We start from the raw sequence: 20,644 nt of genomic DNA, 5'->3' as shown, positions 1-20,644 counted from the left end.
CCAATCATGGCAATGAACACTGGGCAATTTCAGAATCTCTATACTCGTCGGATCGACCTTGCATTTTTCGAAGGCTGGGACGAAGAACCGGAACAATGGTCGCGCATTTATAAGTCCGTAGACGCCAAGACGAATAACCGCACGACTCAAATCATCGCTGGTATGGGCGCGTGGGAACTGTCTGGAGAGAATGCGAACCCGAACGAGCAGCGTTATAAGCTCGGACCGTTGGTGTTCACGCAAGGCCAAATCTTCAAGTCGGAAGTGACGATGTCCTACGAGCAAGAAAAGGACGAACTTTACGATGAAGTCGCTAATATGGCGAAGGACGCCGGTCACGCTGGCCGCGAAGCCGTAGAAGATATGGGTGCTCAATATCTGCAAGAAATGTACGACAACACCTTCAGTAGTGGATACGACGGAAAAGCGACATTTGCAACCGACCATCCGAACTACGGCGACAATGGAGGTACGCAAAGCAATCTATCTACCGGTGCTCTATCGGATACCAGTCTGAAAAATGCCATTATCCTGTTCCGCAAGCAACGGGATGAAGGTGGGAAGAAGATTTCGAGCCGCGTGAATCGCTTGGTCGTTCCGTTGTCCCTGCAATTTACGGCTGCAACGATCCTGCAATCTGCCCTGGTTGCCGGTACGCAAAACAACGATAAGAACGTACTGCCGGACATGGAGCTTATCGTTAACGACTTTTGGGACGTTTACACGCAATCCCGTTGGTTCATCATGGGGCCGCGTCACCAACTCAATATGATTTGGTGGGATCGCCCGATGTTCGAGAAATACCCGATCCGCAATAAGAACAAGTCCCAAAGCTGGCTCGGTTACATGCGTCTTAACCCGAAGGCAGAGAACTGGAGACACCTCGTAGGAAGTACGGGGGCATAAGGGGTGGACCAATGCCATTACATCGCGATCCAAGTTCAATCCCTGTAGTTGTAACGACAACACCCGTGGCACCAAAAGGGAAAATACCATATGTACCCTTGCAGCGCAGTCGTGAAGGCATGACAGCAGCCGAGAAAGAAGGCGTTCGACTATGGAATCTGATGGTCGCGACGCTACGAGACAATGACTTGATGGAAGACAAAAAGTGATTGGGGAGGCTTCGGCCTCCTCTTTCTTTTAGGAGGTTCGACATGGACCATTTTAATGGAATTACGCCGGAAGAACGGTGGAAAAACGACATATTAAACGAACTCAGAGCAATTCGACAGCATCTCGAACGCAATGCGCAAGCGGTTGAGACTGTCGAAGAGATTGAAATTAAGCCAGTACAAAGACGAGGAAGACGGAAAGGGGCTGCTGTGTAAATGTGGTCGCTCATCAAATGGTTTAAAGGCCCTAGCAACACAGGAGATCAATACGTAGAAGTCAGCATGGCTAATCCATTGCCGGTCACGACAGTTGGTAGCGGAACAAACATCGGAAGTATGACGGCAGAAGGAACGGCGCTTCCGGGAGCAGCACGTACCGCAACTACAAATTCGGCAGATTTAACAAACGCTAATGGTAAAGGTGTAATTGTCGTTTTAGATGTGTCGGCTGTATCTGATTCTCCATCTATCACGATTAAAATTCAAGGTAAAGATTCTACAAGCGGTAAATATTACGACATTATCACTTCTGCCGCTGTTACTGCCATAAGCACCACTGTATTAAAGGTGTATCCAGGTCTCGCGACTGCGGCCAATAGTGTAGCTAATGATATTATTCCTACTACATGGCGCGTAGTAGTAACACATTCTAACACCGATTCCATTCAATATAGTGTTGGTTATTCGATTGTATAAGGGGTGAACATATGTCTTCGCCTATGACGAAAGTTAGCAGTTTAGTTAGTGCGGATATCGGTAATTATCTCACAAATAAGCAAACATGGTCGGGTGTAATTATCAATGCCATGTCAATTGGCGCTAAAGGAAATGGGAGAAATGACGATTATCCATCAATCCAGAGAGCGCTGAATTCATATAACACAAGTACTAATGGAGAAACATCAACAATTGTATGGTTGCCAGTAGGAACATACTTACTTAGTGAATCGTTGGTTATCCCTCCATTTACGATACTTGTTGGAGATGGCGTTAAGGGTACAATTTTAAAACCTCTAGGAGACTTCCCAGCAGTAAAATATCAAAGACAAGTAGACCGAAATGCGCATATCATCATGCGAGACTTTTACGTAGATGCTAGAAATTGCGTAAGTTCTCCAGCATTAGATTTATGGAGACCTATTATCGGTTCTGGTATTTATAATGTACGAGTCGAAGGATTCGGCTTAGGAAAGAAAGGAATATATGTCGAAGAAGGAGATATTCGTTTAAGTTCTGTTCAAACCCAATCATTCACCGGACCAGGAATCGAATTGACAGGAGCAATTGGCCAAATATTAATCGAGGATGCATATTCAGAGGATAACGATATTGGTCTCTATATTCATGACACATCCGATACTGCGGCCGCAGTAAATGTTCTAAGTTTTCATACTGAGTCATGCAGAAGTTACGGAATATACACCAAAAACACAACCAATATCACCATACGTGACATAACAGGTGGCATGGTTAGTAATGGAATTGCTTATATCAAACTCGATACTGGAACCAGAAGATACAGGATTGAAAATTCTCAATGTCTTTTTGGAAGCAGGCCGCTTTCAATGCTTCAAATACCGCAGTATAACGTTACTGTTAACGATTTCGATGAAAACTTAACGATCCGAGAGATCAACGATTATTACTATCAAACAGAGTCTAAACAATATGTATTTAATCCGCAATATTTACAAAGAGGTGTATTTAGCGGATCAATTCCTGGATTTGGTCAAGAAAACAACATTTCTTTTCCTACACCTTTTGAGAATATTCCACGTATTCGCTGTCAGATGGTAGATATGTATCCTGATGCTCAGGTCACTTATTTCGTAAAAAATATTACTGTCAACGGATTTTCCCTTTATACAAATGCAACAGCGGGGACAGCAGTCAATATCGAGTGGTTGGCAAGTGGTGTACTTGCTGATTTGTAAGGGAGGGTGGAAGATGGGTTTTATAAAAAATCTGACCATGCCGAGCGGCGTTAGTTTACAGAATGCCTATTGTCGAATTGAAAAGATTATCGGCGATAAATCTAGTATGAGTATTCAACTTGCGTACTACATTAATCAAATAGCAATTGAACAAAAATTAGTATCGGCATACACGGAATTTTATCAATTCGTTCCATCCATAGAAGATAGTTCGCCAAATATTTTTAAGCAGAGTTACAACTACCTTAAGACTCTACCAGAATTTTCGAATGCAATAGAAGTGTGAGGTGATGATATGGCATCTTCTCAATCGATTCTTGATGACGTTGATCTACGTTATCGTAATACATTCACCGAACAACAGAAATTAATATGGTTTAACGAGGAACAACAGGAATTATTCGATGTTCTTGAATTGGATTCTCCTCCGTATGCCTTCGTAACGGTTGCGGGGGAGAATTTCTATCCATTCCCGGATCAATTTGATTTCTCTAAAATAAAGACGGTAACTATGCAAATAGATTCAACATTATCCAATCCGCCTTATGTAGAAATACCGTTTAACCGAAATGACTTTGATGTAGATTCATCATGGAATTACTGGTACACCATCGTCGCAGATGCCTTTTATCTATACTATGCAGGTGGCGTGCCGGACGCCAAGACTATTTATATATACTGTGAAGCTGATCCAGGGCAAGTGACAACAGATAATATAAATGTATCTCCAGATATTCCTACAAAGTATCAAGAGATTCTAAAACTCGGCATACTTAAACGAATCGCCATGGCCCGTAAGGATGTTCTAATGTATGACAACTACAACGCAGACTACGAACAGAAGATCCAGGAAGTGCTATGGCAGCGAAAACTAAAAGAACCCGAGTGGATGCAACCAACCGACGTAATGCCGAGAACAGGCGGTAGACAATTCTATGGTTGGAGTCCTACGACATTGGGGTGGTAATGTGGCACAGTGGAAGCCATTGCCCGCAAGTATGAATCGGCGCGAAGAATGGAACTATGCTGGTGGCGTATTCACCGGGGCCGACAGCTTCGATATCAAGGACAATCAGTCTATAGATGAATATGGATGGGATACGGATGAAAACTATCCGGCCCTCTCTACGGCTAAATCACCTACTGCATACGGTGCCAGCGGCGGCGCGACAACTCGTCTTCTCATGAACTATGGGAATGTACAGTTGATTCGCGCCGTTGGTACGAAATTGCAGAAAGAAGTGTCTGGCACATGGTCAGATATTGCCACAGGATTAACCGATGCTGATTGGTCGGCTGCTAACTTCGATGTGAACGGAGCAGCGCTGATCCTTACAAATGGGACCGACCCGGTGAAATATTGGAATGGTACTGCAATCGCTAATCTCTCCAATGCTCCAAAAGGAAAGTACGTCACGGCCGACAATCTTCGGGTATTCATTGCTAATGTCACGAATGATGAGACGAAAGATAGGATTCACTACTGTGCTTTTCAAGATGCGACCGATTGGACAAGCGCTGAAAACTCGGGCATCGTGCAATATTACACCCCGAACGGTGGAGAGATTACTGCTTTAACCTCATTCGGGGGCGTCATATGGGCGTTTAAGAAGGATTCATTCTGTAATATCTTTCATACTGGAGACGCCAGAGCCGCTTATCGCCTTGTGCCGAATACGGACAATGTCGGATGCGTCAACGCTAAGACGCTTGTAGGCGTCGGAGAGGCTCTATACTGGCTAGGACAGAATGATATATACATTGGATCGGCAAACGCTTCTAGCCGCATTGGAGAGCCTGTCAGAGCGTATCTGAATCGGATCAATCAAACGTACTTGGATAAATGCTCGGCATTTACAGACGGCATTCGATACTATCTCAACCTAGTCATCGATAACGCCACTGAACCAAACATCCGCTTGATGTATGATACCAGGAAAGGATACCGTATCTGGCGTGTGTCCGGGATCAATGAGCAATACCGCTATGGTGCTTTATTGAACGGTGTTCCGTATGCCGGCAACACAAGCGGACAAACGTATAAAATTAACGCTGCTACAAGCTCTGGAACGGCGATGATTATGACTAAGGATTTCGACCGATCGGAGGCCGAAAAGGAGTATTGGCAGCTTTATAATCAATGCTACTTGCCGAGTGGATCTACATTCAAAGTGGAGGCATCCGTTGACCAAGGCGTTACCTGGTACACAATCGACACTATCAATGGATCGTCGCCAACGGCTCAGAATGATGCTTCAATTATCCCATTAGATAGACTCCCATTAGGATATTGGGTTCGGTTCCGCATGACGGTAACCGGGCCTTTTCGCTTGTACGCATCACAAAGATATTACCGTATTCAACCGATTCAATATTGAGGTGATAATATGCCGATTCCCGACACATCAGGCGTTCCAGTGTTCGCCGATTTCGAAATGTTGAAATCCAAGGTAAACGAGATCGTACAGAAGTACAACAATTTACTCGTAGCGCTCGATACGTTAAACGTTGTCGAACTTGACGCAAAGGTAGTTGTAGCCGGTTCAATCACTGGTGATAAGATTAAGGCCGGAACGATTACAGCTGACAAAATGGATGTTAACGAACTATCAGCCATTAGTGCAAACTTGGGTACGATTGTTGCAGGTCTTATTCGTGGTATTCAGATATTCGGATCGTATATCGCAACGGCTGAGGGGACTTATCCGCGCACAGAAATGGATGTTAGTGGAGACTTGTTAGCGGCATATTACGACGCAGATACATGGGCTAAGATCATTCCTTTTTTAGGTCCTACAATACAATTCAAGTCATCTGGACAAGTTGGCGGCATTGTTTTTTTAGGCGGAAAACTAGGACTAACTGGAAGTGAAGTTACCGTCCCGTCATGGTCTGCTTTTGTAAATAATGCTACAAGTGAAACTCTTCAAGAAGCATTGGATAACCTTCAATCACAAATCAATAGCCTTGATGCGCGTGTAACCGCTCTAGGCGGGTAACATTTTCCGTGGTAAACTGGTGGAAAATGGCGAAAGAGGGATACTGATGCGGAAGTATATCATCGGAGCTATCGTAGGTTCCGCTCTGACGTTCTCTGTGTCCGCCTACGGCGCAGAACTCAGTAAGATCGGCAAAAAGGTACAAGGTGAATATACGGTCGTTGTAGACGGCGCTACGCTTCCGCAGAAGGCTGTAGGCGTAGATGGATCGACCTATGCGCCTCTTCGTGCAATCGGGGAAGAACTCGGATATAACGTATCGTTTAGCAATAAGACGGTAACTTTTTCGGCAAAGGAGGTAAAAGAACCAGTGAGTACGACAACGCCGGAACCAACTGCAAGTGGTACTACAACGCCGACGACGCAAGATCAAATCTCCGAACTTGAGAAGCAACGGGATAAATTAACCTATGAACTTCTGAGTTGGCCGAGCAAATATGATTTAAGTAATCTGACAGATGAACAGAAAAAAGAAGCAGAGGAAATGAAAAGGAAAATTGACGATCTTCAAAAACAAATCGACGCTCTGAAAGAACAATTGAAATAATGAGTTCGGTTAGCTTCTGGATAATTGTAGTGTTGTTATTGATTTGCTTAGCTGGCGGCATCGAAGAATGGATTAGGAGAGGAAAAGGAGAGCGGCTTATTTCATACGTTTTCTTCTTCTTCTCTGCATGCTTTATATATCTACTGGTTAAGAAACTATCCGAATAAAACAAAAGGACTCCTCATCATGAGGGGTCCTTTGATTTTAAAAGGATGTAAGCAATACATACACCCTTTATATCATCCAATCTGGATGGGATGAATTCTGTCCGTTAAGCACGGAAAGTATTAAACGTTTCTCATATCGTCCCAGAATTCGTTGTTGTTCTTATTCTGGTCTTCCATATAGAAGTTGAAATAATAATCACGCCAGTATTCCTGAGTTGCGTACTCATTTTCGTATCCAGGAATAGTTAAAATATAGTTGAAGAACCGATTAAAAGCTCGTTCTTCTTTGGCTCGCAGATCCCTTATGTCTTCGCGTCTAGACTTTATCGTCTTAAGAACGTTCTCGTGATTTTTTTCCGGATCGTTAAGTAATTCTTCTAGGTAGGTGAGATCACCTTCAGCTTCCTGTCGATGAATTCTTGTCTCGGCATAGATTTCAAAAAGAGCGTCTGACCTTTTGTTGTTAAGGGATCTCCCAATAATGAAATCGATGGACTCGTCTAACACTTCGGCGATCATATAAAGAGCTTCTAAGTTTGGTTGCCCAGTTCCCTTTTCGAATCGGCCATAATATTGCTGAGATACGCCGATTTTATCAGCCATTTCTTTTTGGGTTAACCCCTTAAGTTCACGTAACCATTTGAGTCGAGAAGAGAATAGCTCGATAAGCGTCACAAAGAACACCTTCCATATTTACGAAGTATACTATATGGTGTATCATATAACTCAGGAGGTGATAACATGGCAAAGCCTAAAACCAAGATCGAGTATCTGCGAAAAATAAACTTCCTTAGCCAGAAGGAAGTAGCGGATACATTAGGGATGTCGCAGCAGTATTATGGACGACTTGAAAAGCGCCCTGAGAAATTATCGCTTGGTGTTGCTCTTGAGTTGAAGGCACTCCTCAAAGTAAATCACATCGACGATCTACTCGGCGAAGTCAGCTAACAACTATATGGTTAGTGTAACACCAATCACAGATTTTAAACAGGGAGGAACACGAGTGGATAATCAACTGATGATGTTTGAAGGAAGTCATGAGGTTATGATTCTCCTACAAAGTGATGTCGATTTTGATTTTAAAGGGGAATTTCTGATCCGCGCGAAAGACATTGCTCATGTATTGGAATATCAAGGTTCATCAGCAACTCAAGAAGTACTTAAATTCACCAAAGAAGATCAAGTGTTCATAGTAAGGAATTCTAATATGGTGAATCGCCATATTAGATTGCACAATACCGGAGAGACATTCGTCACAAATTTAGCACTGAATCGAATCTTGGGTAAATCGGAAAAGCCTAAGGCTGAATCATTCCAGGATTGGCTTTATGAAGACATCCTCCCAAGTGTACAGAAAAATGGTCGTTACGAGGTTGGATCTGGGCATAATTCAGGAAGGTACAGGTCGTGGCTAAAGCAAGCGGAGGATCACATTAAGTTCGCTAAATTACTTTCGACTACGGCGGGAGTTAAGCCCGGAATCGCTTTGGCTGCTGCGATAAGTGAAGCCGAGAAAGAGACTGGTGTGTCTCTTGATGTGTACAAGAAGCTCCTTCCGGCCGCAGATCATGAAACAGGAATTCTTACTCCGACTCTGATTGCAGAGAAAACCGGAATGAAGAGCGGTATTGCAGTTAACAAACTACTTGAGGAACTTGGCCTCCAATACATCGAGAAGACGATAAGGAAGTCTAAGAGCACCGGAAAGGATAAAGAGGTTAAGACATGGAGGCTTACCGAAGAAGGTAAGAAGTACGGCGAAGAATTCCCGTTTGTAAGGAATGGGCATAGTGGCTATCAAATCAAATGGAGTGAAGATGTACTTGAACTCATTCAACGTAAATCTGCATAAAAAGAACCTTTCCTAATAGTCTTGGCGGACAGGAAAGGTTCAGCACCAGAAGGGCGAAGCGCCCATATAGCTAAAGTATACCGCATATGGGCGCCCCCTGACAATCAGGAGGGTAACATGAGCGTAATTGAAGAAGCATTCGTCAAACGTATCGAAGAAGTGGAGGAAATCAACCACGATTACCTTGTCGCATCAGGTCTTCAAGAAAGATATGTAAACCTCTATGAAGCAGTAATGAAGTTGGTTCCCGAATGTGCTGTAAAGCTTCTTCTCGAACTCGATTCAGTAATGGTGAATATTGAGTTAGGCATTCAGGCACGAGCTTACAAGCTTGGATTGATCGACGGTATGACACTTCTCGGAAAATGAAATAAGTGACTCCACGATTTCGTGGGGTCATTTTTATATTCGAAAGGAGGAACACCATATGGCATCGGCAACATCACCGGGATATGATCTCTCTGTACGACAGGCATTACGTGGAAAAGGGGTATCCGACTCCGATATCGGATACAACAAAGCGACCGGATATGTCACTGTCGGCGGACAGAACTTCCTAAAGCCCGCTAAAGCATACTCCGGCACATCGTTCACGGATCAGAATTCCTTTAACTCTGCCTGGAACGATTATCAGAAGGCGAAGACGCAACCTATGACTACGGCAACGCCGTCGTATACACCGGCTACAACGGCTACACCGACGGTATTGCAATACAACCCATACAACACGAATAACCCCTACGATAGCCAATACAGCGAACTACTCTCGTCATTACTGAATCAGGCACGCAATCCTACGCCTGTAAGTGTGAGTGATATCTACAATTCGCCTCAATACGCTGCACAACAAGCACAAGCGCAGAGACAGGCTCAGCAAGGCATTAGAGCAGCGCAAGAGGCGATGGGTGCATCTGGTTTCGGACGATCTACGGCGCTCGCAGAACGGGCACAGGGAATCCAAAACGACGCGAATGCGTACTTGGAGACACAAGTTCTTCCGCAACTCATGTCACAAGCACAGAATGAGCGTCAACAGCAGTTGCAGAATCAGTTGACGTTGCTGAACCAACTCCAAAGCGCGCAGGGTGTATATGATAATCGCTATAACAATGCCCAGGACTTAGCACTCCAAAAGGGACAACTAACCGGTTCTTACCTTGATCCGTCTGTGTCGTCTCTTATCGGTCAAATCTTGCAAGAGAAACAGAATTACGGTTCGGCACAAGATGCAACATCGCGCCAACAAGCCAACGTCAATGCAAATGCTCTACGTTCTCAGTTGGCTGCTCTTGGCGTTGATCCTTCGTTGTTCGGTGCTAATCAAACGCTGGCACAAGCACAGGCAAACATGAGTCGTGCAGGAACACAGACGCTAGCCGCTCGTAACCAACAATTTGACCAAGACGTTACCATGGCCGAACTAACCGGCAGATTGCCAGATGGTACACCTACAAATGCATATCAACAGCAACAACTCGCTAACTTGTGGACAGTGGCAGAACAGACCGGCGTGATCCCGAACGAGCTGGCCGATATGTACGGTATCCCACGTGGCACACAGACACAAGCGGCTAAACAGTTTGCGCTTAACTATGCACTTGATGAACAAAGAACAAACGCAAGCATAGCGAATCAAGAAGCACAGACGGCGCTCGACTATCAGCGCTATAACGATTCGCTATGGAATCCGCAAGGGGCGACGAGTACAAGCGGACTAACGCCGAATCAAGCCTATGACGCTATTCGTTCGCAGTACCTTGTGACTGATCCGGATACGAAGAAAAGCTACATCACCAAGAACAAGGACGAGCGCAAAAACATGATCGCTCAGATTATCGCGCTTGGAATGCCTGATGCACAGACTGACCAACTGGCCGCGGCTCTTGGTATCACGTCTAAGGAATGGCAGGATGTAACGGGTGTTCCGTTGGGGGAGTAGCGACCGGCAACGTAAAAGTGCCAACACGTTACGCCGGATTGATTAACTCGGCTACTGAAAAATACGGATTGCCTAGCGGATTGCTTGCGGCGGTGGCACAGGCCGAATCCTCTTGGAATCCGAATGCAGTAAGTAGCGCAGGCGCTAGAGGATTGTTCCAGTTCATGCCGGCTACGGCTAAGGGATATGGCATCGACCCGACGAATCCAGTACAGGCCACGGACGCGGCCGGCAAGATGCTGTCCGGTCTTATGGCGAAGTACGATGGAGACTTGTCTAAGGCGCTGGCGGCTTATAATTGGGGCGGTGGAAACTTGGATAAGGCTATCAAGAAATACGGTTCTAATTGGCTATCCCACGCTCCAACAGAGACACAGAAGTACATTCGAAAAATCCTTGGATAACGGGCGGTGAACACATTGGCATCTAAATACGATAAGTTCCGTGAACAGTATGCTGATAAGTTTCAGTCTTATAATCGGCAATACACCGGAGGCGCCACTAGAACGCCAACATCACAGCCCGTTACACAGGGAAGTAAGTACGATTCCGTTCGTTCCAAGATTAGGGACGGCGGCATTGAATCTGTTACGAAGCCGCAGACAACCGTGCTGAAGAACCTGGTTACAACGATCGGAAAAGCTGTGGCAAAGAATGCTGCATCTCCAGCACCGCAGAGAACGATTCAGCTTACTCCAGAACAACAACGTTTGAAGAGTTCCGGTCTGGATGCTCAGGGAATTCAGAATAGTATCAAGTCCTTCGATGTAAATACAGCAAAAGCAGCAGCGAATAACTTTAGGGCACAACAATCACCTGTAGATAAATTCTTGGATGAGCGTAAAGAGGCGAATGAATCGGCTCCGAAACTGATCCGGGACTTCGCAAACACAATGGATTATCTAATTTACGGAAATAAATATGGCCGTGAAATCGCCGGTATCGGACAAGGCGCACTTACATCCACGACAGGGCTTTCTCCTGAGGATGTGGGTACGCCTTCTGTCGGTTCTCCAGTTTCAAAAGGAATCGGTACCGTCGTAGGAATCGCAGCTAATCCGGCTCAAATTCCCGGCGGCATGATTAACGCCCCGTATGCGGCCCCTATAACCCAAACAATAGCAGGTACAGTAGGGAGTAGGGTTGCCAACCCAACAGCGTCTAGAATCGCCACAGAGGCTACTAGAGAGGCTATCGCTGGTGTACCTGTGAGCGTAGGTCAATCGCTGATGACTGGGCAAACGAGTCCACGTGAATTGGCAGAAAGCGTAGCGCTTGGAGCCGGTCTTGGTGCTGGTGGAGGATCGTTATTGCGCGGGGTAGCAGAAGCTGCACAAGTAGGCGTAAACGCGCTTAGACCTACGCTAGAGGAAATTACAAAGAACCAGTTAATGGCTGTTCGCAACTCGATGGCTAAGAGTTTTCCGACGGCATTGCGTAATCCTGGCGCACAACAACAACTGGATAAGGTCATGTCAGAGATTCAGCCAATTGTTACGGAACGAATTACACCGCCGCTTGAGAACGATAACGAATTGGCGAAGTGGGTACGAAATAACTTTGATCCGAATATGTCCTTGAACGAGGTCCGTAAGCTCTCATACGACGATCTGGCAGAGATGGCGAAGGAACTGAGCAACCGCAAGGGAATCGTCTATGATGAGGCTGTAAAAGTCGCCAGAGAGCGCGGATATGACTTGCCCGCATTGTTGGAGGGTAAAGGCAATACAATCGCTCAGAAAGGCTCACAGATACGTAGCCAGAGGGCTTATGGGGTACGCACCGAGGAACTACCTAATGTGCGTAGAAATATCCCTGATACCAACGTTCCCGATGAAACGCAGCCTACAAATCTAAGTTGGTTTCAACGTTTATTCGGAAACCAGGGTGTCGGTATCCGTGCCGGATCGAGGAACGTAAAAACCGGGACCCAGCAACAAATCGTCAACAATGCGCTTAAGAGTGATAAGGAAGGCGTTATAAACGCTATCGGTACTGCTGGACGTAATACGTATCAAACGCTTGTTGACTCTCTAAGTCCTATCAAAAGAGCGTTCGGCCAGAAAGCCTATGACATTGCGATGGACGCTAACCGCGCTAGTAACATTGCAAACACGATCATCCATGACAAATTCGTGGATCTCGAAGGCAATGTTCTCGGAAAAGGAATGTCCGAAATCTTCAAGCAAGTTCCGCGCGGACTGGATAACGAAGCGATTGATTACCTTGTTCTACGGGATGCAAAATCGCGTGTAGCAAGAGGCGAAAAGGTCTACGAAGATCGGCTAGATATGAACGATGAGTTTAAGATTCAAAAACGAATTGAGGATTACGAAAGAAAGTACCCGGTTCTTAAGGAGTTGGGTACGGACTGGGATGCATTTACGAAGAACATTCGCCAAGTATACGGTCTTGATTCTGGCCTACTGAACGCTGAACAAGTAAAGGCGATGGAAACGTTGCGACCTAATTATGCACCGATGCGCCGTCAATTCAAACTGTCTGAACGTGTAAAGCGTACATTCGGCGGAACAAATACCGGGTTTAGCGGCCAGAAAGCGCCGATTCAATCCGTTTCTCCAACCGGTTCGGTAAGGAAGATCGTTGACCCTCGTCGTACCATTATGGAAGCGACCGAAAAATGGGTTCAGAACAGCATGAACAATCGTGTCATGCAGTACATTGGCGATGAAGTCATGGCGAACCCCGATGCGCTCAAGGATATTGCAGAGATTGTTCGGACGCCTACCAAGACGGCAAACAAGATGGCGAAGGCATTCGCAGACGCCGATGATCTTGCGAATGCTATCGCTGCCGGGAATGAGGAGCAGTTCCTTGATGACTTGTCCAAGCAATTCCGAAAATTGTTTGATAAGGCCAAAGCCGGAGACGATACCGTTCTAACCTACATGAAGAATGGGCAACCAGTCGCAATCCGAATAAAAGACCCCGAAGCTATTCGCGCTCTCGCATCACTTGGACCGCAGCAAACGGGATTTATCGTCAAGGCATTGGGAGGACTCAGCAACCTTACAAAACGCTCTGCCACTGGTTTGTTGGCTCCGTTGTTCGCAGTACGACAACTCACCGTCGATCTTCCGCAAGCGCTGATCCAATCGCCTAATGCGGTCAGACACTTGGGGGATTATACCCATGCTCTCGTAAGCAGTATTGTCGAAGCTGTACCTGGTCTTCGAAACACCAAGTTAGCTAGTTTAGCGACAGATTTCCGGCGTTCTGGCGGTGTATATTCCTCTTTGCTCAAAACAGAGAAGGGGATTAACAAAAGCTTACGAGGCATGAAGCGAAATCCTTACCTTTCTCCTGCGGGCGTTGCACAAGGCGTTACAGCAACGGTTAAGGCTCCGTTTAAGGCGCTGGAGAAGGTAGGAGACGTAGCAGAGAACTTGAACAGGATCGCGGCTTATAAAGGCTCCTTAAGAGCTTCTGGCAACGTCAGAACACCGGAGAGTGTGCGTAATGCCATTAATGCAGCACGAGATATTACGACTAACTTTTCTCGTAAGGGCACGGCAGCAAAGGAACTGGAGAGTCTTATTCCTTATAACAACGCCGCCGTTCAAGGTCTTCGCCGGTTCCTGGTCACATACAAAAAGCATCCAGTTAAAGCTACTATAGGTACATTAGCACTTGCAGTAGCTCCTAAGATGCTCGAATATGCGACGTTTGGAAATGATCCCGACTATCAGCGCATTCCCGCACGGGACCGCTACCGCAAACTGTTTATCTCCAAGCGTCCTGATGGGTCGTTTGTGAGTATCCAGATGCCGCCCGAATATAACGCCATTGGAGCCCTTACGGAAGACTTGATGCGTCGTTATATCGGGGATGATCCACAAGCGATGAAAGGCGTAGCCGATGCTCTCATGAACGCTTATACGCCTCCTGCTGTGGCTGGACTGGCACAAGGGGCAACACAAGGAGGAGGGATCGATCAAAGTATTTGGGGCGCTGCGAACGCAACGTCGCTCGGTCCTATCGCTGGTGTCGCCGCTAACCAGTCCTTTACTGGTTCTCCAATCGTTCCGAAGTCAATGGAGGACGTATCACCGCAATATCAATATGACGAGAAGACGACGGTCGCAGCGAAAAAATTAGGAAGCATCTTGAAATGGTCGCCCAAGAAAATTGATTATCTTCTCAGACAATATACAGGTGATATCGGGCGCTATATCCTACCTCTTACTTCGACTACGGGGAGCGCGGAAGTACAGAAGACGCTTGCGAAAAACTTCATTACCGATCCTATCTATACCAACACGCTTACCGATGATTATTACAAAGCCAAGGATTTAATAAACCGTGTCGAAGAGGATAACAAAGCGGTTGGTAAGGCGCTTCCGTCGTGGTATTCGGAGGACATCCATAAGCTTATGACTTCGACGGCCAAGGATACAATCGGAGCGCAACTTAAGGAACTGAACACGCAGAAGAAAACCATTAACGCGGATAAACTCATGAGCAACCGCGAGAAGGCCAATAAACTGCGGGATATTCAAGTTCAGATTAACAGTCTGTACACCGACATTCTATCCCGACTTGAAGATGCAGGAGTACCGATTAGGGGGCGCTAATTAGCGTCCCTTTCTCATTGAAAGGAGAATCGCATGATAAAGATGGTGATACGATTTTGCCATTGTTGCGATGTAGAGGTGGATAAATGCAAGTACCTGACGCGCCTCCGTCAATTCGGGATAGGCAAGGATAACGACTTGCTTAACGCACTCTCTTATGAAATAGAGGTGCCATCATGTACGAGCTTTACGAGTGGATCAGGCAGCATCGGCACAATCCTGTAACATGGGCCGCATTAGTTCCGCTCATTATCATCATCTTAGATAAGCTTGGACGGGAGTTTATAACCGATCAGGTCAAGAGATTGCTTCATATTCAGCATAGAGATGAGTTTAAAGAGTATATCGCCAATCAGAAGCGAATCGAGCGGAAGATTGATCGTCTTGCATTATATATGGAGGTGCCAGAATGGAATGTAGAAGAGACAAGCTATACCGCCAATACGGTAAAGACTTCGTCGATATTATCACGCTTGGGGCGATTAAGTGCCCAGTATGTAAAACAATTCACTATGCGGAGGCGAAAAAACATGAACTATAAGACGCTTATCCCATCCCTTATCGGCGCTATTAAGCTGATTCTACAGCCTTTTGGAGTCGATCTAAGCGAGATTACAGATGAGCAAATCAACCTCGTTGTGAACGGAATCTCCGCTCTGCTGGTTATCTGGGGCATCTTTGCGAAGCACATCAAGAAAGGAGCGAAAAAGAGTGACGCTACCAACAACCTTAACGTACCCATCGAATCTGCTGAGTAACCTATCGTCAGTCCAGATTGTAGACTTGCGACCGGTACTTCCGACTAATCCTAAGTACACGTGGGAATCGCTGAATGGCTTCCGTAATCTCAACGATCTGACGACCATCGTATTCCATCACGACGCCTTGTCTAAGGCCAGTACACGCGGCTACGATAACCGTACATTGGCTACCAGGATAGCACAGAGTCACATCAACACCAAGAAGAACCGGTCGGAAGGAGACGCAGGTTTCCCATACCACGCTTGGATTCGCAACGGCGTTATCCATATCACGAATAACCTTGAAGCCCTTACCTACGGGGTGGCATCGAACAACGGATACACGGTTCATATTTGTGTCTCTGGAGACTATGCGAATCACGATACACTTACGGATCAGGACCGAAATGCGCTGTATGCGGCATACTTTCTGTACAAGCAATGGCTACCGAAGTTCCGTCAGTTGATGGGCCATAAGGAGCTTAGTCCGACCGCATGTCCCGGCTACGATATGGCTAAGGTACGCAAGGATATCGCATCAATCGAACTCGAAATGTCGCTCAACAATACGCCGAATACGGCTCTAGCGCGTATCTTCGGGTTCCATACGCGGTATCAGGACTTGTACAATAAGGCAGTAAACGCCAAAGACCCGAACCAAGCAGCTGCACAGGCGAAGCTTCTGGACATTATCCAAGTGGCAATCGATAAAGGGTACTATGTGCCGCAATAATTTCCTTGACAAAACATCGATACAACCAAATTGCCGAAAAACCAGAAAAAATACAACCAAAAGAAAAGGGCTTGCTCCCATGAGGGGGTGAGCCTATTTATTTTTGTCTATTGAATAGTCATATGACTAAATGGATGCTATAATCAGGTAAAGGAGGAATAGCATGATACGGAATAAGACGATTAAATTCGATATGGAAAAGCCGGAAGAAAAGGAATTATGGGACTGGCTCCAGATGCAGCCTCATGGTGATTTCAGCGTAATTACAAAACAATTCTGGCGACTTAGTAAAGAAAAGGGATCGCAGTTACATAAATTATTGCATGATGAGTATTGGGATGATCTTAGGAAGAAAACTGAGATGAAGGAGTGAAGTTAGTGAGAATTGTAAATAGAAAGGAGTTCCTACATCTCCCGTCTGGAACCGTTTACTCTAGATTCCAACCCATGATGATCGAAGGGCTAATGGTAAAGGGAGACTCATTAAGCAACGATTGGACTTACTCTAACCTAATTGAAGATGTAGACGCGAATAGTTCTGAAGAATTTTCCAATATACTTCTAGATGCAATGGACAACGGGACATCATTCAGCATGGATCTTGAATGTTACGGACGCGATGGTTCGTATGATGATTCTTCCATGTTCGCCATTTATGATAGAGACGATGTGGAACGACTTGTTGACAGACTGCAATCGATTCTAAGAAGTTATCAAAAGGAGGAACAGAAATGAGCCGTATAGATAATATAAGGAAACGACTGCAAATTAAAATTGGAATTGAACAAATGAAAGAACTTCCAGCAGGTTCGAAGAACATACTGTTAGATGATATTCAATATTTACTATCTAAACTAGAGATTGCAGAGAAGGCATTGGAAGTATCAAGGAAGATAATTGAACATCACGCAGAAGTTGTAGATGATGAATGGGGATCAGGTTCACAAAAGAACTTTGCTCAGTTAAAAGAAGAAGGCGAGATACCAAAAGAATGGTATATCGTTGATGATGCACTCAAACAAATAAAAGAGGGATGATGAAAATGAAAGCATACATTTACGCACGTACATCAACGGAATTACAAGACCCAGCAAGTCAAGTTGAATTGTGTCAAAAATACGCCGAAGAAAATGGATATGAAGTAAAGGATGTATTTATAGATAGGGGATATTCAGCGACCGATGATAGACCTAGATTCAGCAAACTAAATGAAGCGCTTGAAAAAGAAAAAGCAGTTGTTATCGTTGCACATATTGACCGTCTATTTGAACGAGATAAAGATAAGTTCCAAGAGTTCAATTTCAAATATGAAGTTAAATCAGTAAAGGGATGATTCCGCATCATCCCTTTAATACACCTTCTGCCACTTTGGACGTTCCATATCTACTTTATACGGTGGAAACTCCGGTGGATTCCTCTCCAGCTTATCCGCAAATCCTTCCATCATCGCTTGTATCTCCTCATCGGCCACGCGCCGTTTAACCCCGAACCGTTCCTTTGCCCCTCGCGTTGCTACATTAATGTAGATCATATCTCCTTGATCCTCTATCCAAGTGGATATGCCGAGTGTACGCAGCTCCTTCTTCACGTCCTGCAACCTCGTCCGATAATACCGGCCAAGTGCCTTGTTAAACATGATGGCTGCGTCCTTTAATGTGATATGCCGCGATTCGGTTAGTTCCTGGATGCTCTCTACAAGCTTCGGGAGTAAAAGTGTGATGTGCATGTGTTCGCGGATTAGGTTTGTGGTATTCTCGTCGAGTTCGATCATGGGATTCACCTCATGATTATTTTACACAGAACACACGTTCTTATTCAATAGTTATTCACATCACATTTTTTATCACACGAATATTACTCACTCATATACAACCTTACCAATGGGTACAAGATAAAACATTGAGATTACTCATTTTTCCAAAGGATTGCGCATAAATGACCTTTTAGCTTAAAATAAGCGGAAGTGAGCTTGTCCGGACTGTCCGGGGCAAGCGAAGAGAGAGAAGCAAGGAGGACCCTTCGTGGCCGAACAAATAGACCTGTTCGCCAAATCGGCGGCACAGGCGGGAACGGAATACGGCGCCGACGACATCCAGGTGCTGGAAGGTTTGACGGCCGTGCGCAAGCGGCCGGGTATGTACATCGGCAGCACGACCTCGTCCGGCTTGCACCATCTGGTGTGGGAGATCGTGGACAACGCGGTGGACGAGCATCTGGCCAAGTTTTGCTCGCGGATCGACGTCACCGTGCATGCGGACAACTCCGTCACGGTGCAGGACAACGGGCGCGGCATTCCGACCGGGATGCACAAGACGGGAATTCCGACGCCCCAAGTCGTGTATACGATCCTGCACGCGGGCGGCAAATTCGGAGGCGGCGGCTACAAGAAATCGGGAGGCCTGCACGGCGTCGGCGCTTCCGTAACGAACGCGCTGTCCGAATGGCTGGAGGTCGAGATCTACCGCGACGGCAAAATACATAAAATGCGGTTCGAGACGTGGACGGACACGGCCGGCAAGGAGCACGTCGGCGAACCGGTCACCGGGCTCGAGGTGCTGGGCAACACGAACAAGACCGGCACGAAGGTGACGTTCAAGCCGGACCCGAAGGTTTTCCACGGCAACGTGAACTTGAACTACGATACGCTCGCCGAGCGCTTGCAGGAGATCGCCTTCCTGAACTCGGGGCTCAAGGTCGTGCTTAAGGACCAGCGGGCCGGCGGGAAGGAAGAGACGTTCTACTACGAAGGCGGCGCGAGCCAGTTCGTCCAGTTCCTGAACGAGGACAAAACGGTGCTGCACGACGTTATCCACTTCTCCGCCGAGAAGGACGACATCGAGGTCGAGGTGGCGCTGCAGTACAACGACGGCTACACCGAGACGATCGCCTCGTTCGTCAACTCGATTCCGACGCGCGGCGGCGGCACGCACGAGACCGGCTTCAAGACGGCGTACACCCGCGTCATGAACGAATACGCGCGCAAGACCGGGCAGCTTAAGGAGAAGGATAAGAATCTCGAAGGCAACGACCTGCGCGAAGGGATGATGGCCGTCATCAACATCAAGATGGCGGACGTCGAATTCGTCGGCCAGACGAAGGACCAGCTCGGGAGCGCTTCCGCGCGCAGCGCGACGGATGCGGTCGTCTCCGAGAAGATGGCCGTGTTCCTGGAGGAGAATCCGCAGGTCGGCCAATCGCTCATCCGCAAGGCGATTCAGGCGTCCAGGGCGCGCGAGGCGGCCCGCAAGGCGCGCGACGAGATTCGCAGCGGCAAGAAGCGGAGCGACAGCCCGAGCCTCGGCGGCAAGCTGTCGCCGGCTCAATCGAAGGACAGCTCGCGCAACGAGCTGTTCATCGTCGAAGGCGACTCCGCGGGCGGCTCGGCCAAGCAGGGGCGCGATTCGAAGTATCAGGCGATCCTGCCGCTCAAGGGCAAGCCGATGAACCCGGAGAAGGCGAAGCTCGTCGACATTCTCAAGAACGACGAGTACAAGGCGATCATCGCGACGATCGGGGCGGGCATCGGCTCGGAATTCGACGTCGAGGAGAGCAATTACTCCAAGATCATCATCATGACGGACGCCGACACGGACGGCGCGCATATTCAGGTCCTTTTGCTCACCTTCTTCTACCGGTACATGAAGTCGCTGATCGACGCGGGCAAGGTGTTCATCGCCCAGCCGCCCCTGTATAAGATCACGCGCAAGTCCGGCAAGCTGGAGACCGTCCGGTACGCCTGGACGGACGAGCAGCTGCAGAATTACATGAAGGAGATCGGCAAGGGCGCGGAGCTGCAGCGGTACAAGGGTCTCGGCGAGATGAACCCGGAGCAGCTGTGGGAGACGACGATGAATCCGGAGACGCGCACGCTTCTGCAGGTGCAGATCGAGGACGCCGCCAAGGCCGAGCGCCGCGTGTCGACGCTGATGGGCGACAAGGTCGATCCGCGCAAACGGTGGATCATCGACAATGTCGATTTCACCGAGTACGAGGAGTAGGACGGCCACCCGCATAGAAGAAAGG

Annotated in this window: 24 protein-coding genes; 22 read left to right on the top strand and 2 right to left on the bottom strand. The window is 47.0% G+C overall.

Going from position 1 to position 20,644, the window contains the following annotated elements; translation table 11 throughout:
• The first annotated feature begins 6 nt into the window (after nt 1–6).
• The 9 genes from H7B90_RS23580 to H7B90_RS23540 all read left to right on the top strand — a co-directional run bounded on the left by H7B90_RS23580 (nt 7) and on the right by H7B90_RS23540 (nt 6,595).
• Nucleotides 7–906 carry a Mu-like prophage major head subunit gpT family protein gene (locus H7B90_RS23580; protein WP_185138352.1) on the top strand — a complete coding sequence of 300 codons (900 nt, stop codon included), beginning with the start codon at nt 7–9 and terminating at the stop codon, nt 904–906.
• A gap of 251 nt (nt 907–1,157) precedes the next feature.
• Entirely contained in the window at nt 1,158–1,331 is a 174-nt protein-coding gene (locus H7B90_RS23575; protein WP_185138351.1) for a hypothetical protein, read from the top strand.
• The gene (locus tag H7B90_RS23570) at nt 1,332–1,811 is read left to right on the top strand and encodes a hypothetical protein (RefSeq protein WP_185138350.1); all 480 of its coding nucleotides are present in this window, start codon (nt 1,332–1,334) and stop codon (nt 1,809–1,811) included.
• 11 nt (nt 1,812–1,822) lie between these two features.
• Complete coding sequence (locus H7B90_RS23565) at nt 1,823–3,049, top strand: glycosyl hydrolase family 28-related protein (protein ID WP_185138349.1); 1,227 nt, start codon at nt 1,823–1,825, stop codon at nt 3,047–3,049.
• A 13-nt stretch (nt 3,050–3,062) separates the two neighbouring features.
• Nucleotides 3,063–3,335 carry a hypothetical protein gene (locus tag H7B90_RS23560; RefSeq protein WP_185138348.1) on the top strand — a complete coding sequence of 91 codons (273 nt, stop codon included), beginning with the start codon at nt 3,063–3,065 and terminating at the stop codon, nt 3,333–3,335.
• 9 nt (nt 3,336–3,344) lie between these two features.
• The gene (locus tag H7B90_RS23555; RefSeq protein ID WP_185138347.1) at nt 3,345–4,016 is read left to right on the top strand and encodes a phage adaptor protein; all 672 of its coding nucleotides are present in this window, start codon (nt 3,345–3,347) and stop codon (nt 4,014–4,016) included.
• 1 nt (nt 4,017) lies between these two features.
• Entirely contained in the window at nt 4,018–5,427 is a 1,410-nt protein-coding gene (locus H7B90_RS23550) for a hypothetical protein (RefSeq protein ID WP_185138346.1), read from the top strand.
• 9 nt (nt 5,428–5,436) lie between these two features.
• Nucleotides 5,437–6,048: a hypothetical protein gene (locus tag H7B90_RS23545; RefSeq protein WP_185138345.1), complete on the top strand. Its 612-nt coding sequence runs from the start codon at nt 5,437–5,439 to the stop codon at nt 6,046–6,048.
• Between the two features lie 46 nt (nt 6,049–6,094).
• On the top strand, nt 6,095–6,595 hold the full coding sequence (locus H7B90_RS23540; RefSeq protein ID WP_185138344.1) for a stalk domain-containing protein: 501 nt from the start codon (nt 6,095–6,097) through the stop codon (nt 6,593–6,595).
• 287 nt (nt 6,596–6,882) lie between these two features.
• Here the strand turns inward: H7B90_RS23540 and H7B90_RS23535 are convergent, their stop codons facing one another.
• The gene (locus H7B90_RS23535; protein WP_185138343.1) at nt 6,883–7,437 is read right to left on the bottom strand and encodes a helix-turn-helix domain-containing protein; all 555 of its coding nucleotides are present in this window, start codon (nt 7,435–7,437) and stop codon (nt 6,883–6,885) included.
• 66 nt (nt 7,438–7,503) lie between these two features.
• On the opposite strand from H7B90_RS23535, the gene H7B90_RS23530 reads away from it, so the two are divergent.
• The 12 genes from H7B90_RS23530 to H7B90_RS23475 all read left to right on the top strand — a co-directional run bounded on the left by H7B90_RS23530 (nt 7,504) and on the right by H7B90_RS23475 (nt 17,954).
• On the top strand, nt 7,504–7,710 hold the full coding sequence (locus H7B90_RS23530) for a helix-turn-helix transcriptional regulator (RefSeq protein WP_185138342.1): 207 nt from the start codon (nt 7,504–7,506) through the stop codon (nt 7,708–7,710).
• A gap of 55 nt (nt 7,711–7,765) precedes the next feature.
• Nucleotides 7,766–8,614 carry a BRO family protein gene (locus H7B90_RS23525; RefSeq protein WP_185138341.1) on the top strand — a complete coding sequence of 283 codons (849 nt, stop codon included), beginning with the start codon at nt 7,766–7,768 and terminating at the stop codon, nt 8,612–8,614.
• A 117-nt stretch (nt 8,615–8,731) separates the two neighbouring features.
• Nucleotides 8,732–8,983, top strand: coding sequence for a hypothetical protein (locus tag H7B90_RS23520; protein ID WP_185138340.1), 252 nt, complete (start codon nt 8,732–8,734; stop codon nt 8,981–8,983).
• 58 nt (nt 8,984–9,041) lie between these two features.
• Nucleotides 9,042–10,553, top strand: coding sequence for a hypothetical protein (locus H7B90_RS23515; RefSeq protein WP_185138339.1), 1,512 nt, complete (start codon nt 9,042–9,044; stop codon nt 10,551–10,553).
• Entirely contained in the window at nt 10,517–10,957 is a 441-nt protein-coding gene (locus H7B90_RS23510) for a lytic transglycosylase domain-containing protein (protein WP_185138338.1), read from the top strand. Before H7B90_RS23515 ends, H7B90_RS23510 begins: the two co-directional genes overlap by 37 nt.
• Before the next feature lie 6 nt (nt 10,958–10,963).
• A complete protein-coding gene (locus H7B90_RS23505) occupies nt 10,964–15,148 on the top strand; it encodes an LPD38 domain-containing protein (RefSeq protein WP_185138337.1) in 4,185 nt (1,394 codons plus the stop codon).
• 176 nt (nt 15,149–15,324) lie between these two features.
• Nucleotides 15,325–15,906, top strand: a complete 582-nt coding sequence (locus H7B90_RS23500; RefSeq protein ID WP_185138336.1) for a hypothetical protein — start codon at nt 15,325–15,327, stop codon at nt 15,904–15,906.
• On the top strand, nt 15,860–16,621 hold the full coding sequence (locus tag H7B90_RS23495; RefSeq protein ID WP_185138335.1) for a peptidoglycan recognition protein family protein: 762 nt from the start codon (nt 15,860–15,862) through the stop codon (nt 16,619–16,621). Before H7B90_RS23500 ends, H7B90_RS23495 begins: the two co-directional genes overlap by 47 nt.
• Before the next feature lie 163 nt (nt 16,622–16,784).
• Nucleotides 16,785–16,994: a hypothetical protein gene (locus H7B90_RS23490; RefSeq protein WP_185138334.1), complete on the top strand. Its 210-nt coding sequence runs from the start codon at nt 16,785–16,787 to the stop codon at nt 16,992–16,994.
• A 5-nt stretch (nt 16,995–16,999) separates the two neighbouring features.
• Nucleotides 17,000–17,356 (top strand): hypothetical protein, encoded by a 357-nt coding sequence (locus tag H7B90_RS23485; protein WP_185138333.1) that lies wholly within the window; start codon nt 17,000–17,002, stop codon nt 17,354–17,356.
• On the top strand, nt 17,353–17,658 hold the full coding sequence (locus H7B90_RS23480; protein WP_185138332.1) for a hypothetical protein: 306 nt from the start codon (nt 17,353–17,355) through the stop codon (nt 17,656–17,658). Before H7B90_RS23485 ends, H7B90_RS23480 begins: the two co-directional genes overlap by 4 nt.
• A gap of 5 nt (nt 17,659–17,663) precedes the next feature.
• Complete coding sequence (locus H7B90_RS23475; protein WP_185138331.1) at nt 17,664–17,954, top strand: recombinase family protein; 291 nt, start codon at nt 17,664–17,666, stop codon at nt 17,952–17,954.
• A gap of 15 nt (nt 17,955–17,969) precedes the next feature.
• Here H7B90_RS23475 and H7B90_RS23470 read toward each other — a convergent pair whose 3' ends face one another.
• A complete protein-coding gene (locus tag H7B90_RS23470; protein WP_185138330.1) occupies nt 17,970–18,392 on the bottom strand; it encodes a YhjD family protein in 423 nt (140 codons plus the stop codon).
• A 250-nt stretch (nt 18,393–18,642) separates the two neighbouring features.
• Here H7B90_RS23470 and parE point away from each other — a divergent pair, with 250 nt between their 5' ends.
• Entirely contained in the window at nt 18,643–20,619 is a 1,977-nt protein-coding gene (parE, locus tag H7B90_RS23465; protein WP_185138329.1) for a DNA topoisomerase IV subunit B, read from the top strand.
• Nucleotides 20,620–20,644: the final 25 nt, after the last annotated feature.

The sequence above is a fragment of the Cohnella xylanilytica genome (assembly GCF_014212175.1).
GTDB classification, from domain to species: domain Bacteria; phylum Bacillota; class Bacilli; order Paenibacillales; family Paenibacillaceae; genus Cohnella; species Cohnella xylanilytica.
Note: the sequence above shows the minus strand (reverse complement) of the source record. Positions and strands in the feature narration are given on the sequence as shown.

What these genes read in the sequence shown, in the direction of transcription:
- H7B90_RS23580 (WP_185138352.1), top strand. Translation starts at nt 7, where the DNA reads ATGGCAATGAACACTGGGCAATTTCAGAATCTCTATACTCGTCGGATC.
- H7B90_RS23575 (WP_185138351.1), top strand. Translation starts at nt 1,158, where the DNA reads ATGGACCATTTTAATGGAATTACGCCGGAAGAACGGTGGAAAAACGAC.
- H7B90_RS23570 (WP_185138350.1), top strand. Translation starts at nt 1,332, where the DNA reads ATGTGGTCGCTCATCAAATGGTTTAAAGGCCCTAGCAACACAGGAGAT.
- H7B90_RS23565 (WP_185138349.1), top strand. Translation starts at nt 1,823, where the DNA reads ATGTCTTCGCCTATGACGAAAGTTAGCAGTTTAGTTAGTGCGGATATC.
- H7B90_RS23560 (WP_185138348.1), top strand. Translation starts at nt 3,063, where the DNA reads ATGGGTTTTATAAAAAATCTGACCATGCCGAGCGGCGTTAGTTTACAG.
- H7B90_RS23555 (WP_185138347.1), top strand. Translation starts at nt 3,345, where the DNA reads ATGGCATCTTCTCAATCGATTCTTGATGACGTTGATCTACGTTATCGT.
- H7B90_RS23545 (WP_185138345.1), top strand. Translation starts at nt 5,437, where the DNA reads ATGCCGATTCCCGACACATCAGGCGTTCCAGTGTTCGCCGATTTCGAA.
- H7B90_RS23540 (WP_185138344.1), top strand. Translation starts at nt 6,095, where the DNA reads ATGCGGAAGTATATCATCGGAGCTATCGTAGGTTCCGCTCTGACGTTC.
- H7B90_RS23530 (WP_185138342.1), top strand. Translation starts at nt 7,504, where the DNA reads ATGGCAAAGCCTAAAACCAAGATCGAGTATCTGCGAAAAATAAACTTC.
- H7B90_RS23520 (WP_185138340.1), top strand. Translation starts at nt 8,732, where the DNA reads ATGAGCGTAATTGAAGAAGCATTCGTCAAACGTATCGAAGAAGTGGAG.
- H7B90_RS23515 (WP_185138339.1), top strand. Translation starts at nt 9,042, where the DNA reads ATGGCATCGGCAACATCACCGGGATATGATCTCTCTGTACGACAGGCA.
- H7B90_RS23510 (WP_185138338.1), top strand. Translation starts at nt 10,517, where the DNA reads ATGGCAGGATGTAACGGGTGTTCCGTTGGGGGAGTAGCGACCGGCAAC.
- H7B90_RS23500 (WP_185138336.1), top strand. Translation starts at nt 15,325, where the DNA reads ATGTACGAGCTTTACGAGTGGATCAGGCAGCATCGGCACAATCCTGTA.
- H7B90_RS23490 (WP_185138334.1), top strand. Translation starts at nt 16,785, where the DNA reads ATGATACGGAATAAGACGATTAAATTCGATATGGAAAAGCCGGAAGAA.
- H7B90_RS23480 (WP_185138332.1), top strand. Translation starts at nt 17,353, where the DNA reads ATGAGCCGTATAGATAATATAAGGAAACGACTGCAAATTAAAATTGGA.
- H7B90_RS23475 (WP_185138331.1), top strand. Translation starts at nt 17,664, where the DNA reads ATGAAAGCATACATTTACGCACGTACATCAACGGAATTACAAGACCCA.
- H7B90_RS23470 (WP_185138330.1), bottom strand. Translation starts at nt 18,392, where the DNA reads ATGATCGAACTCGACGAGAATACCACAAACCTAATCCGCGAACACATG.